Genomic DNA, 13,824 nt, shown 5'->3' on the forward strand with positions numbered 1-13,824 from the left:
AGTCAGGGCCCCCGAGTTCTTGCATCGTGGACGCAGACGCCCATGCATGAGGGCAGGTCACAGGCGGTGGTCAGCCCACGTCCAGGGTCGCGGCGTCGTGCCGCGACCGCTTCACTTCACCCAGGGTTCCTGGCCGGTCTCCGAGACGATGGGCTTGCCGTTGTCGATGTTCCACGAGCCCATACCGCCTTCGACGTTGTAGGCGTCGAAGCCGTTGAGGTTGAGCCACGCCGTCGCCCGCAGCGACCGTCCGCCGGTGCGGCAGATGATGTACATGTCATCGTCGAGCGGCAGATCGTCGAGGCGTTCGGGCAGTTCGCCGAGGGGAACGTGGATCGCGCCCTCGATGTGTCCGGCTTCCCACTCGTCGTCCTCGCGCACGTCGATGATCGCGGCGCCGTCGGGGATCTCGGTCACGGTGACAGATGGTTCGCTCATGCCTCCCAGTGTAGGACCGTGCCCAGGCGGCCGCATCAGCCCCATCCCCTCGCCGAGGCGGTCGGACCGTCCCCGGTGGGTCCGCGGTTCCGCAGTCGCAGTGTTTCGCCGAGGTGGCCGAACGCGCGCAGCCGAGTGCGATGCGCCCGCCGCCGGCTGAGAGCCGCCAGTTGAGACAAGGCCACTGTTGTTTTCGGCGCGCTCGTGTGAGAATGACGGCATGACCGTCCGTGGCCTGCCGGGCAACCGCTCGAGTGCAGGCACTCAGGGACGGAATCCGTCTGCGAAGGGGAGCATCATGAGCCGCAACAGGAATGAGTCCAACGGAGAAGAGACGGCACGCGACGCCGCCGCCGGCCTCGACCACGCCACTGAGAAGATCGGCGGCACGTCCGACATCGAAGAGGGTGCGAAGGTCGGCTACACCGAGGAGAACGTCGAAGTCCGCGCCCAGGAGACCGCGACCGCCGAGGGCTTCACCCTCTACCGCAACCCGGACGGCTCGCACACCGCGATCGACGAGTCCGCGACCGTCGGATACGCCGCCACCGGTCCGCAGCGCGACGCCACTGACCGTCGTCACCGACGGGACGAGTCCGCGACCGACGATCTCGACCAGCGCGACGTCGTGCGCATCCTCCGTGACGCCAAATACGTCATGCTCACGACAGCGCTCGCCGACGGCAAGCTCCTCGCCCACCCGATGGTGCCGCAGCAGGTCACCGACGATGCCGACGTCTGGTTCTTCATCGGCCTCGACGGCGATCAGGCCGGAGCCCTGCGGCAGAACCCGCACGTCAACATCGCCGTCTCCGAGGCTGGGAACTGGCTCTCGGTGGCCGGCATGGTCGAATTCGTCGACAGCCAGGCGAAGATCGACTACCTCTGGAACGACGATGCGCCCACATGGTTCGAGGGCGGCAAGGAGGACCCGAACCTCGGCCTCCTCCACGTCGTCACCGACTCCGCTCAGCACTGGGGGCTCAAGGGCGGGAAGGTCGCGGGCCTTGCGCAGATGATCAAGGCCAAGGTCACCGGCCAGCGTCCCGAAGGCGGAAGCCAGACGACGGAGCTCTGAGTTCGGCCCTCGGTCAAGCCGGAGCGCACTTTTCGACGGTTCCTCGCTTCGATAAGTGCTGTGCTGAACACCTTCTTCTCGGACAGAGTTCCTCGCCACTTATCGGACAGTCTCGGTACACACTTATCGGACACCGAACTCGGTACACACTTCCCGGACACACCCTGGGAACATGGCCGATCGAATCACGACTCACCTCCGCCGGAAAATCCTCGCTCACAAACCCTCCGAAACCGATACCGTCACCGCTTTCTGCCACGACAACAACATCTCGCGGGACTCCTACTACCGCATCAGGAACGAACAGGCACCGTTACAGGCCGGATCCACAGCACCCCGACGACCACACACCATCTACCCCGACCTCACCTGGGAACTGATACGCCAGTACCGTCACGAACTCGCTGAAGCCGGCTACGACGACGGTCCCCGCTCGATCAAGTGGACCCTCATCCGCAATGACCATCCCGACCACCTCATCCCCAGCACCTCCCGCATCGGGATGTTCCTGCGCCAGGAAGGACTCACCCGGCTCAACCCCAAGAAACGCCCCCACTCGTCGTACAAACGCTTCCAGAAGGCGTTCGCGAACGAACTCTGGCAACTCGACGGGTTCGAATACCGGCTCGACGCGCATACCGTGGTCACGATCATCCAAACCATCGATGACTGCACCAGGATGATGACGGCCCTGGACCTCGCTCCCGGGGGTGAAACTGCTGAAGCGACTCTGGCCATCCTCAACGCAGCGATCGCGGAGTACGGCAAACCCCGGGAGATCCTGAGTGATAACTCCCGTGCGTTCACCCTGCAGCGCTCGGGCATGGTCGGCACCATCGATGCCGCGATGGCTGCGCAGGGCATCATCATGACCCCGGGGCCTTACTATCGTCCGCGTAACCAAGGCAAGGTCGAACGCGCCCACAAACCCGTGATCAAACGTCTCAAGGCCACTAGACCCCGCACCCGCGCCGATATCCAAGCCATCCTCAACGATTTCCAGGACCACTACAACCATCACCGTCAACACCAAGGGCTCAGGGACGGACTGACCCCAGCGGCTGCATGGCAAGCCGCGACGACGATCGATCCGCCCACAGAACCCATTGACCCCCATGCTCTTGTCGACCGGTATGCCACCACCGATGATCGAGGGCATCTGAGTTTCGAACACACCGTCAGGCGACTGCACAAACACGGGTTCATCCTCTTCCGCAAGCATCCGATCCTCTTCGGAATGGTGTGGGAAGGCCACGAGCTGATGATCATCGACAAGGGCAGTCACCTCGAGTTCTACCTCATCCCACACGGTGAACTCGTCGCGATTCTCGACCTTCCGCTGCCAGAAACGAAATCACTGAACATCACCAGGGATGGCAGGTTCGTCAATGGCGACAACCTCCGCCTGCCCGCGGGTGTCGAAGACCGCCGAAAATCAAGGCGAGTGTCAGATAAGTGACTACCGAGACTGTCCGATAAGTGGGTGCGGACAGTGTCCGATAAGTCGGTAGTCATCACACGCTTCGATAAGTGCGCTCCGGCTTGACCGAGGAGGGTCTTCGGCTTCACAGGTCGAAGAACGTCGACAGCGGCACCGGCTGGGCGACCGGCCGCTTCATCGCCAGTTTGCGTGTCAACCCTGACTGCTTATGGAAGATAGAGCCACTCCCGGTGGCCAGGATGAAGAACTGTCAATTATGAGTCGAGTGGCCTACAGTATCTCGGGCTCGTTCCAACTGTCCTCGCGATGAATGCAATCGACGGGCAAAACTCCGTGAATCCACAATCGAACTTCTCGCGCGAGCCCGTATCTACCTGCGCCGGAACTGTTAGAATTCCCTTTTCGTGGGGTGAACTTTGCCCTACCAGCAGGTGCCCATCTAATAGTCGCTGAACCGCGACTGAGGGGTAGGAGAAGGCTGACTAAGTCTCGTTCTCAAACGAGATCCACGAAATTTTCACGTGTGTAAGATTCATCGCCCTCGGTCCAGCTCAATTTGTACTTCAGTTTTCTCGGGCTTCCCATGGCCAAGTCGTATCGAACATCCATCGAATCTCCGGCGTAGAGGGTTTTAGATTCGGTCGGAAGGACATGCCAGAAGACGCCGTCAATTGAATCCCCCGGCTCGAATGGTATGAACTCTATTTTTAAATCCTCGGCATCCTCGGTCCCCTTGTTCTCAATCCTAATCGAGTGCTTATTTTGGGTCTTAGGTCTATGTTTGCTGTCGTATTTCGTGAAAGGTTCATTAATGTGCTGAACGATGGGGTTCGCTCGACCTTTTTGTGTAGGAGGAGGTGTGTTGCTGTCGAACTCGGCTACGTCCGAATCAATTGCCCTAGTGATGTGCTCAGATAGCTCACCATGGTCATCGTAGGTTCCGTATAGTCCACGGAAGGTCTTCTTAAATTCGTTGACCACTGCCGCTTCTTCAAGGCGGTCCTGAGGAACTGGTGCTGCGGAGAAGTAAACATGGACTTTAATCCCCGCCTTTCGAGCCTCTTCGATCTCCTCCACAGTGCCGGAGATGGACCGGGGAGTTGCTGACCCTAGAGTGCTCTCGAACAGGCCGATCACGATGTCCGCCTTCTCGACGAGTTGTTTATTGATGACAGCTTGTCCGTCTGCAGTCTCAGTTTCGTAGGTGGGGACTGCGTGTGACTCGTAGCGGACTGGTAGCAGGATCTGCCCGCTAGTCTCAGCGCGGCGAGCGTTCCACCTTGTCAGAGTCCTCTCAACGGCATCGCGGCTCTCTGCAGTGTCAGAGGGGGATGCAATAAACACACGAATCACGGTTGCTGCGAAAGTCATACCGCAAGTATCAGGGGTACTCGGGTCAAAAGGGAATACCTCCTTTACCCGTGATGCTGTGAACCACAGAATTTTGCCGCCAAGACTGCTGGATTCCCAACTGGACGCTCACTTCAGCATCATCCAAGGAGTATCCTGACGATCTTCGCGTTCCGAACCAAGCGACAGAACTTCCGGGCGGGACCCACGCGTGCATCCGCGGCCACGATGGGGCGTTCCAGAGAATGCTGAACGGGCAGGCGGTCAATACTGAACCGAAAGCTTTCTCGCGCGCCAAACTATCGCCCCCTGGATACTCCGCGCCCTTGTTGCACGAGGTAACATATGGATTCTTGCGAGTTCGGGAACGTCGGCCGGGGCTGTTCTACAAATCAGAGGTCCACTGCGGAGGCTACCTACTTGTCATCGGGATGTCGGTTCAGAGCTCGAAGAACGCCGACAGCGGCACCGGCTGGGCGACCGGCCGTTTCATCGTCTGCGCCAGTGAGGCAGCTGCATCCTCGGCACGCGCCGGATCGCCGGCACCGGCTGGAGCCTCGCCGCCGCGACCCGCCAGGCACGTCACGGCGAATCCGCACTCGCGGCCCTGGCACCAGCCCATGCCGGCACGCGTCATGTTCTTCTGCGACCGGGTATCGGTGGCGGCCAGCCCGTCGCGAGCACGGACGATCGCACCCGCTGAGACCTCCTCGCACCGGCAGACGATCGTCTCCTCGCCGAGGCGGTCCTCCCACCCAGCAGGCACCGGATGAGCCCGGTGCATCGCTGCGGCGAACGCCCGGTGACGGGCGATCGTCGCCCGCTCGGCGCGCAGCCCCGGCGCCGTCCGCCCGGTGACCTCAGCGGCGGCGACGGCACCGGCGACCCTGCCCTCGGCGACCGCGAGCACGGCACCTCCGACCCCGGTGACCTCTCCGGCGAGGAGGAGTCCGGGCACCGAGGACCGCTGACCCTCGTCGACGATGGCGACGAGCGACCCGTCGACATCGACCCGTGTGCCCGCCCCGAGGGACACCGGCAGCTCGAGCTGCGGGGTGAACCCCCACCCCAGACCGACGGCGTCGATGTCGTCGAGGATCCGTTCAGTGCCGGGCACCACCTCGCCGAGGTGGTCGATCCGTGCCGTGCGCACGGCCTCGACCCGGTCCTCGCCGAGGATCTCCGTGATCACCGTCTGCGTCCGATAGGGGATGCGCTCGCGGAGGAACGTCCACGCGTAGCCGGCACCTTCGAGCGCCTTCTCCGGCACCCCGGCGGCCGACCTCACGTGGGGAAGCCACCCGGTGAGGCGGGAGGATTCGAGGACGGCGGCGACCTCGCCGCCGAGCCGGACGACGGTGTCGGCGACGGGGAGGAGGAACGGGCCGGTGCCGGCGATGACGAAGCGCCTGCCGGGCAGCAGGCCGTTCTGCTTCGCGAACCCCTGGATTCCGCCGGCGGCCAAGACCCCGGGCAGGTCCCAGCCGGGGATGGGGATCTGCCGGTCGTAACCGCCGGTGGCGATGATGAGGCGCGAGGCCCGGACGACCGGGTCGGGAGACTGTCCGGGGCCGTGGCTCGGGGCGAGGCGGAGGGTGAAGCCCTCGTCGTTCCTCGTCACCGCCCACACCGAGGTTGAGGGCCGGTAGTCGATGACGCCGGTGGCGATGCTCGCATCGAAGGCCGCCCGCAGGGCGAGGTAGTCGTCCCACCCGTGGTGGAGGTGCTCGTCATCGCTCGCCGAGGCTTCGGTGCGGTGCCGCCAGAACTGTCCTCCCGGTTGGACCGCCGAGTCAATGACGACGATGCTCGAAGCCCCTCCCGCGGCCGCGGCATTCGCTGCCGCGAGGCCGGCCGGCCCTGCGCCGATGATCGCGATGTCGGGCGTGAGAGCGGGGCTCATCGTTCGCCTCGATCGTCGGCGGTCGGCGCATCGTCACCGCGGCGAGATGGACCGTCACCGCGGGGTGTCGGACGCTCCCGATGAGCGTGTCCGCCCGCGCTGCGGATGTCCATGCCCTCGGCAAGGGGGATCATGCACGCCCGCTGCCCGGTCTGACCGTCGATGTCGACGAGGCAGTCGAAGCACACGCCGATCCCGCAGAACAGCCCGCGAGGACGACCTTCCCGGGTCGTCCGCCAGCTCGTGCGTCCCGAAGCGAGGAGGGCAGCGGCGACGCTCGCTCCCGCAGGTGCGCTCAGCGGGGATCCGTCGAAGGACCCGGTGACCTCGTCGCTCATGCCGACTCCTCTCTCCGTGTGGGGACAGCCTTTCGCCCTGTCTCCTCGATCCCCGCCGGCCCGACGATCCCCGAATCCCCGGTGACTTCTGCGGGCCCGTCGAGGAGTCCCGACTGCGCGAACCGTTCGGGGGCGAACGGCGTGAGGTCGCGGTCTGTGGCCTCGCCTGCCATCGCCTGGGCAAGGAGCTTGCCCGTGCCCACCGACAGTCCGATGCCCGCACCCTCATGACCACACGCATGCCAGAGCCCCGGCGCCCCTGGATCGGGTCCGATGACCGGCAGGTGATCGGCGCAGTACGGGCGGAATCCGTGGTAGTGGCGGAGGATGCGGGTGTCTGAGAGGAACGGGAAGAGGGTGGCGGCGTTCCGGGCGATCGCCCCGAGCGCCTCACTGCTGACCCGTTCGTCGAAGCCGACGCGCTCCCGGCTCGAACCGATGAGGATCGACCCGGCCGGGGTGCCCTCGACGACGGGACTCGCCTGGAGGTCGTCGGCGGAGCTGCCGACATTGTCAATGTACTCGGCGGCGTAGACCTTGTGGGCGATCATCGGCGGCAGGGGTTCGGTGACGAGGACGAAGCCGCGCCGCGGCATGACGGCGAGCTCGATCCCGGCCATCGCGGCGATCTCGCTCGCCCACGTTCCTGCGGCATTGACGATGTGCCCGGCGGAGTACGACCCGGTCGGCGTCCGCACCCCAGTGACCCGATCGCCGGCGCGCAGCAGCTCGACGACGGGGGAGTCGGTGACGAGCCACGCCCCGCGGTCCTCGGCGAGGGCGAGGAGATGGCCGGCGGCGAGCATGGGCTGGACCTGGGAGTCATCGGGATAGAACGCGGCCCCGAGCGCCTCGGCGGTGATATGGGGTTCGAGCTCGCGCAGCTGATTCGGGTCGAGCGGGATCGCTTCGACGCCGAAGGCCCGCTGGGCAGCGGTCACTCGGTCGAGAGAGGCCAGGCTCGATTCGCGGGAGGCGACGATGATCCCGCCCTTGGCCTCGAACTCCCAGCGGTCGGCGAACTCGGCGAGTTCGCCCTTCCACAGGCTCAGCGAATACTGGGTGAGCGCGAGCTCGGGTCCGAGTTCCTTGTCGGAGACGAGGAGGTTGCCCTCACAGCGGGACGAGGTTCCCGAGGCGGGCAGACCGCGCTCGACGACGGTGACGCTCAGTCCCGCCCGGGTCGCATAGTAGGCGATCGCGCTGCCGACGATGCCGGCGCCGATGACGAGAACGTCGCTGGTCCCGTCCGGCCGCCTCATGCGCCGAGGCCCATCACGGTGCATCTCCCAGGCCGCCCGAACCTCCCGTACTGCCCGCACTCGCACCGCCGGCGCTCCTACCACCGGCACCTGCACCGCCGGCATCGCCGGCGTCGCCCGCCTCGCCGCCGGTCGCCCAGATCGAGCGGGCATGGCCGATGTGGGCGCGCATGAGCGCCTCGGCGCCGGCCCCGTCACGGTCGCGGAGGAGACGGATGAGCTCATGGTGCTCCTGCGCGGAGGCGACGAGTCTGCCCTGGCGGGCGAGCGCGGCGATGCCGTAGAGGCGGGTACGCAGGCGCAGGGAGGTCGCGAGTTCGGTGAGCTGCGGGTTGTCGGCATAGGAGAGGACGCGCGCGTGGAAGCTGCGGTCGTGGGCGAGGTACTCGGCGAGGTCCTCCTCGGCGGCACCCCGGGCGCACGCATCGGCGAGTGCCGTGAGCTCGGCGAAGGCCTCCTCGGTGATGTTCTCGGCGACCGCGTGCATGACTGGCGGTTCGATGAGGAGGCGGATCGCGGCGAGGTCGTCGAGGTCCTTGTCCGTCATCGTCGTCACCCGGAAGCCCTTGTTCTTCACGGTCTCGACGAGGCCCTCGCGGGAGAGGTCCATCATCGCCTCGCGCACCGGGGTCGCCGAGACCCCGAGCTGCTCGCCGAGCACCGGTGCCGAGACGAGCTCCCCCTCGGCGAGGTCGCCGGTGATGATCGCCGTGCGCAGGCGGCCCAGCACGGTCTCGCGCAGGTTCTTCGGGCGATCGAGGCGGGGGAGATCCGGCACGGGAGAGTCCTTTCGTCGGCTGACTACGAGGATACTCATAGGAGGAATCCCGCCGGGAACGGATCGGACGGATCGAGGAAGTACTGCGCGGTGCCGGTCACCCAGGCCCGGCCGGTCACGGTCGGCACGACCGCCGGACGGCCGCCCACCGTGGTCTCCCCGACGAGGCGGCCGACGAACCGGGACCCGATGTAGGACTCGTTGACGAAGTCGGTCTCGAGCGGCAGCTGCCCGCGCGCGTGGAGCTGCGCCATCCGCGCACTCGTGCCCGTCCCGCACGGGGACCGGTCGAACCAGCCCGGGGAGATCGCCATGGCATGCCGGGACCGCCGGGCATCCGAGCCCGGGGCCATGAGGTAGACGTGGTGGAGGCCGCTGATGTCGTCGCGCTCCGGATGGACGGGCGGATCGGTCGCGTTGACCGCGTCCATGATCGCCAGCCCCGCCGCGAGCAACTCGTCCTTGTTGCTCCGGTCCTCCCGGAACTCGATGCCGAGGCTCTCGGTGTCGACGATCGCATAGAAATTGCCCCCGAACGCGAGGTCGTAGGTGACCGTCCCGAGGCCCGGCACCTCCACCTCGGCGCCGAGGCGGTCGGAGAAGGAGGGGACGTTCGTGATCGTCACGGCATCGGCGTGACCGTCGGTGACGGCCACCTCGGCGAGGACGAGCCCTGCCGGGGTGTCGAGGCGGATCGTCGTCACCGGTTCGCTCACCTCGACCATCCCCGTCTCAACGAGGACGGTGGCGACGCCGATCGTGCCGTGTCCGCACATCGGCAGGCATCCGGAGACCTCGATGTAGAGGACACCCCAGTCCGCGTCGGGGCGGGTCGGGGGTTGGAGGATCGCCCCCGACATCGACGCGTGCCCGCGGGGTTCGGTCATGAGCAGGGTGCGCAGCTCGTCGCGGTGGGTGATGAACCATGTGCGGCGCTCGGCCATCGTCGCTCCCGGGAGCACGCCGACCCCGCCGGTGATGACGCGGGTGGGCATGCCCTCGGTGTGCGAGTCGACGGCGTGAAAGACGCGGGACGTGCGCAAGGCGGCCTCCTCGTTGATGGCCGGGGTCCCCTCGGCGGTGAGGGGGTGGGGTTCGGGTGACCGGGTCCCGGGAGGTCCCCGGGATCCGGTCTTCGCATGATATCTAGAGCGCCGAGGCGGTCGCCCGGGTCTCGGTCGCGTATCCCTTGGCGGCCGCGGCCTCGGTGTCGGCGACGATGCGCTCGACCAACGGCTGGGACAGCGGCAGGCGCGGGGGACGGCAGAGTCCGCCGCGCAGGCCGAGGACGTCCATCGAGAGTTTGATCGCCTGAACGAACTCGGTCTTCGAGTCCCAGCGCAGGAGCGAGTGGAGGTCGCGGTAGATCTCCTGGGCGCGGACGAGGTCGGCGACGTCGCCGGAGGTGCACAGCTCGAAGAGCTCGATGCACGCGCGGGGGATCGCGTTCGGGTAGCCCGAGACCCAGCCGACGGCACCGGCGAGGCCGACCTCGAGGACGGTGTCGTCGGTGCCGATGAGGATGTCGAGGGTGGGGGCGAGCTCCTTGATCTCGTAGATGCGGCGGGGGTCGCCGGAGAACTCCTTGACGCCGACGACGTGGCCGGCGGCGTGGATCTCGGCGATGAGGGAGGGGACGAGGTCGACCTTCGTGTCGATGGGGTTGTTGTAGGCGACGACGGGCAGGCCGACGGTGGCGACCCTTGCGTAGTGGTCCTTGACGATCTCGGCATCGGCTCGGTAGGTGTTCGGCGGCAGCTGCATCACCGAGGTGGCGCCGGCCTCCGCTGCCTGCTCCGCCCACCGCTGGGACTGGAGGGCACCGTAGGCGCCGGTGCCGGCCATGACGTGGAAGCCTGTCGGGCTCGCCTCGACGGCGGTGGCGATGACCCGGGCGCGTTCGTCGTCCGAGAGCGTCTGGTACTCGCCGAGCGACCCGTTGGGGGCGACACCGTCGCAGCCGTGGGCGGCGAGCCACGCGACGTGCTCGGCGAAGGCGTCGTAGTCGACGGCGAAGTCGTCGGTGAACGGCAGGGCGGTGGCGACGATGACACCGTGCCAGGGCTTGGTCGACATGGGTTCTCCCTCTGGTTCGATCGCATCTTCATTAATGCGGTGTGACATGTTACTGTGCAATGGTACACACACGGAGTGGCGTGTGTCACGTTCCCTGGTTCACAGTTCCACAGTCCCGTTTCCGCAGTCCCTGTCACTGAGTCCATGTCACAAAGGAGTCGACCAATGGACGACCTGCTCGACGTCATCGGCACGATCAACACCGGCATCTGGAATCCCATGGCCTATATGGCCCTCGGCCTCGGCCTGCTCTACACGATCTGGACGGGGGCGGTGCAGATCAGACGACTGCCCGATCTCGTGAAGATCCTCAAGGAGAGCTCCGCCGGCGACGAGGGAGGGATCTCGAGCTTCCAGGCGCTCGCCCTCACCCTGTCGAGCCGCGTCGGCGTCGGCAACATCGCCGGTGTCGCCACGGCGATCGCCGTGGCCGGGCCCGGTGCCCTGTTCTGGATGATCGTCATGGGCATCCTCGGCGGGGCGACGGCGTTCGCCGAGTCGACGCTCGCCCAGGTCTTCAAGCGCCGCATCGACGGCGAGTACCGCGGCGGCATCCCCTACTACATCGAGCGCGGCCTCGGACAGAAGTGGCTCGCCGTCATCGCCGCCGCTGCCACCGTCATCCTCTACGCGATCCTCGCCCCCGGCGTGCAGAGCTTCAACATCGCCAACAGCGCCAACGTCGCCTTCGGCACCCCCGAATGGGTGACCGGCCTCATCGTCGCCGTCGTCTTCGGCATCATCGTCATCGGCGGGACGAAGCGGATCACCGCGGTCGCCGACAAGGCGGTGCCGTTCATGGCCGCCGGTTACATCCTGCTGGCGGTCGTCGTCATCGTCGTCAATCTCGACAAGGTGCCCGCGGTCATCGCGCTCGTCTTCAGCTCGGCGTTCGGCGTCCACGAGGTCTTCGGCGGCATCGTCGGCGCGGCCGTGGCGTGGGGTGTGCGCCGGGCCGTGTTCTCCAACGTCGCCGGCGTCGGTGAGGGCACCTACGCCTCGGCGGCGGCATCGGTCTCCCACCCGGCCAAGCAGGGCATCGTCCAGGCGTTCTCGATCTACGTCGACACGGTCCTCGTGTGCTCGGCGACGGGGATCATGATCCTCATGACCGACAGCTACAACGTCGTCACCGAGGCGGGGCGGATCCTGGTGGAGAACATGCCCGGGATTGAGCCCGGCACGGAGAACACCCAGGTCGCCCTCGACTCGGTCTTCCCCGGCTTCGGCTCGGTCTTCGTCGCCCTCGCCCTCTTCCTCTTTGCGTTCACGACGCTCATCGCGTTCAACTACATCTCCACCTCGGCGGCCGCATACCTCTTCAAAGGTGCCGCGCTGCGGATCGTCACCCGCATCCTCCAGGTCCTCATGGTCGTCATCGCGTTCCTCTCCGCGATCCTTCCCGCGGACCTCATCTGGGGCATCGGCGACATCGGCTACGGATCGCTCGGCTGGATCAACATGATCTGCCTCGTCTTCCTCGCCCCGCTCGTCTCGAAGGTGCTGCGCGACTACACGGCGCAGAAGAAGGCGGGACTCGACCCGGTCTTCGATCCGATCAAACTCGGCATCCGCGGCGCCGACGCGTGGACGGGGGAGAACCCGCCGGCGGCCGTCGCCGTGGCCCGCGCGAACAATGAGCGGCTGCAGAAGACCGGCGTGGATGCGCCCCAGCGGCATCAGTGACCCTCTCGCTCAAGCCGGAGCGCACTTTTCGACGCGAGGAACAGTCGAAAAGTGCGCTTGTGCTCGAGCGGACCAGCCACCCGCCAGCCAGTGACGACGCTCACTCCGGCGCGCGCCTCACCCGGTCTGACATGGGGCGGTCCCGGTCTAGCATGGAGCTATGGGGAAGCAGATCGTCATCATCGGTGCCGGCTTGGCCGGGACCACCGCCGCCAGAGAGTTCAGCCAGGCAGGCCAGCCCGTCACCCTCGTCGACCCGGAGGCGGGTGACACGTACGAGCGGCCCCCGCTGTCGAAGCACCTCTTCGACGACGCCCGCTATCACCTGCCCTACCACCTCGAGTCCGATGAGGGCATCACCTACGTCCGGCATCGCGCCGTCTCCCTCACCCTCGCCGAGGCGGGAGCCGAGATCGCCGGGACCGTGCACCTGGCCTCGGGGGAGACCCTCGACTTCACGCACTGCATCCTCGCGACGGGCATGGAGGCCGACCGGCCGGAGATCCCCGGGTACCCGGATGCGCTGCCGGTCTACAACCTCGGCGAGGCGGAGTGGATCCGCGGCTTCGTCGCCGAGGCGGGAGACCCTCTCGACGTCGGCGTGCTCGGGTCCGGATACCTCGGAATCGAGGTCGCCAGCGCCGCCGTCGCTGCCGGACACAAGGCGACGGTCTACCTGCGCGGGACCGAGCCGCTGCGCCGGCAGCTCTCGGCACCGGTGCGGCAGGCGCTCTTCGCCAAGCACAAGGAGGCCGGCGTCCGCTTCGTCACCGAGCACACCGACGCCGCGGCGATCCCGCAGGGCGTCCATGATCTCTTCGTCACGAGCGTCGGCGCCCGCCCGGTGCGGATCCCCATCAACGGGTCCCTGCCGACGACCGACGAGCATCCCGCCGACCCCGAGGGCACCGTGGCGGGGGAGGCGCCGACGTTCGCGTGGGACGTCGACACGCACCTGCGCACTGCCTACCCGGGAGTATGGGCGGCAGGTGATTGTGCCCACATCGTCGGCGGCCGGTTCCCGGTCAACCACCCGTGGGCCTGCGAGCCGGTTGCCGAGAGCCACGGGAAGTACCTCGCCGACCAGATCCTCGCCGAGGATGCCGACGGTGGCGTACGGGACGGGGCGACCGCCTCGGCGACGGTGGAACCATGGACCGACGTTCCGTGGCACTGGAGCTTCCAGGGCCCGGAGAAGGTCTTCACGGCGGGTCTGACCAGCCCTGATGCCACGGATACGATCGTCCGCAGCGATCCCAGCGGGGCGAAGTTCCAGGTCTTCCACTTCGCGGGACCGGAGCCGGAGGCCGAGCTCGTCGGCGTCGAAACGCTCAACTGGCCGCCCATGCAGGCCGCCGCGCGACGGGTGCTCGCCGGCTCCAATCGTCCGACGCGAGCACAGCTCGACGATCCCGAATTCGACTTCAAGGCTCACAGCCGCTTGTGAGACCGGCAGGCGGTCATCGCGTAGACT

Annotated in this window: 12 protein-coding genes; 4 read left to right on the forward strand and 8 right to left on the reverse strand. The window is 66.6% G+C overall.

Annotated features, from left to right (window positions below; translation table 11 throughout):
- Positions 1-111: 111 nt before the first annotated feature.
- Entirely contained in the window at positions 112-438 is a 327-nt protein-coding gene (locus BC102111_RS11670; protein ID WP_009377292.1) for a rhodanese-like domain-containing protein, read from the reverse strand.
- A 298-nt stretch (positions 439-736) separates the two neighbouring features.
- Here BC102111_RS11670 and BC102111_RS18160 point away from each other — a divergent pair, with 298 nt between their 5' ends.
- Positions 737-1,516 (forward strand): pyridoxamine 5'-phosphate oxidase family protein, encoded by a 780-nt coding sequence (locus BC102111_RS18160; protein WP_101624486.1) that lies wholly within the window; start codon positions 737-739, stop codon positions 1,514-1,516.
- Between the two features lie 172 nt (positions 1,517-1,688).
- Positions 1,689-2,975, forward strand: coding sequence for a DDE-type integrase/transposase/recombinase (locus tag BC102111_RS11680; RefSeq protein WP_009380778.1), 1,287 nt, complete (start codon positions 1,689-1,691; stop codon positions 2,973-2,975).
- Positions 2,976-3,452: 477 nt separating this feature from the next.
- Here the strand turns inward: BC102111_RS11680 and BC102111_RS11685 are convergent, their stop codons facing one another.
- The 7 genes from BC102111_RS11685 to BC102111_RS11715 form a co-directional block, all read right to left on the reverse strand.
- Positions 3,453-4,328 carry a DUF4062 domain-containing protein gene (locus tag BC102111_RS11685; protein ID WP_101624402.1) on the reverse strand — a complete coding sequence of 292 codons (876 nt, stop codon included), beginning with the start codon at positions 4,326-4,328 and terminating at the stop codon, positions 3,453-3,455.
- Between the two features lie 418 nt (positions 4,329-4,746).
- Complete coding sequence (locus tag BC102111_RS11690; RefSeq protein ID WP_101624403.1) at positions 4,747-6,210, reverse strand: FAD-dependent oxidoreductase; 1,464 nt, start codon at positions 6,208-6,210, stop codon at positions 4,747-4,749.
- The gene (locus BC102111_RS11695; RefSeq protein WP_101624404.1) at positions 6,207-6,548 is read right to left on the reverse strand and encodes a (2Fe-2S)-binding protein; all 342 of its coding nucleotides are present in this window, start codon (positions 6,546-6,548) and stop codon (positions 6,207-6,209) included. Before BC102111_RS11695 ends, BC102111_RS11690 begins: the two co-directional genes overlap by 4 nt.
- Complete coding sequence (locus BC102111_RS11700) at positions 6,545-7,810, reverse strand: NAD(P)/FAD-dependent oxidoreductase (RefSeq protein WP_232252551.1); 1,266 nt, start codon at positions 7,808-7,810, stop codon at positions 6,545-6,547. Before BC102111_RS11700 ends, BC102111_RS11695 begins: the two co-directional genes overlap by 4 nt.
- A 13-nt stretch (positions 7,811-7,823) precedes the next feature.
- Entirely contained in the window at positions 7,824-8,588 is a 765-nt protein-coding gene (locus BC102111_RS11705; protein ID WP_101624406.1) for a GntR family transcriptional regulator, read from the reverse strand.
- A 35-nt stretch (positions 8,589-8,623) separates the two neighbouring features.
- The gene (locus tag BC102111_RS11710; RefSeq protein WP_063250415.1) at positions 8,624-9,631 is read right to left on the reverse strand and encodes a proline racemase family protein; all 1,008 of its coding nucleotides are present in this window, start codon (positions 9,629-9,631) and stop codon (positions 8,624-8,626) included.
- Between the two features lie 103 nt (positions 9,632-9,734).
- The gene (locus tag BC102111_RS11715; RefSeq protein ID WP_063250416.1) at positions 9,735-10,664 is read right to left on the reverse strand and encodes a dihydrodipicolinate synthase family protein; all 930 of its coding nucleotides are present in this window, start codon (positions 10,662-10,664) and stop codon (positions 9,735-9,737) included.
- Between the two features lie 165 nt (positions 10,665-10,829).
- Here BC102111_RS11715 and BC102111_RS11720 point away from each other — a divergent pair, with 165 nt between their 5' ends.
- Both BC102111_RS11720 and BC102111_RS11725 read left to right on the forward strand, forming a co-directional pair.
- Entirely contained in the window at positions 10,830-12,350 is a 1,521-nt protein-coding gene (locus tag BC102111_RS11720; RefSeq protein ID WP_063250417.1) for an alanine/glycine:cation symporter family protein, read from the forward strand.
- A 160-nt stretch (positions 12,351-12,510) separates the two neighbouring features.
- Complete coding sequence (locus BC102111_RS11725; RefSeq protein WP_101624407.1) at positions 12,511-13,797, forward strand: FAD-dependent oxidoreductase; 1,287 nt, start codon at positions 12,511-12,513, stop codon at positions 13,795-13,797.
- The last annotated feature ends 27 nt before the right edge of the window (positions 13,798-13,824 follow it).

Source organism: Brevibacterium casei CIP 102111, from assembly GCF_900169275.1.
GTDB lineage: Bacteria > Actinomycetota > Actinomycetes > Actinomycetales > Brevibacteriaceae > Brevibacterium > Brevibacterium casei.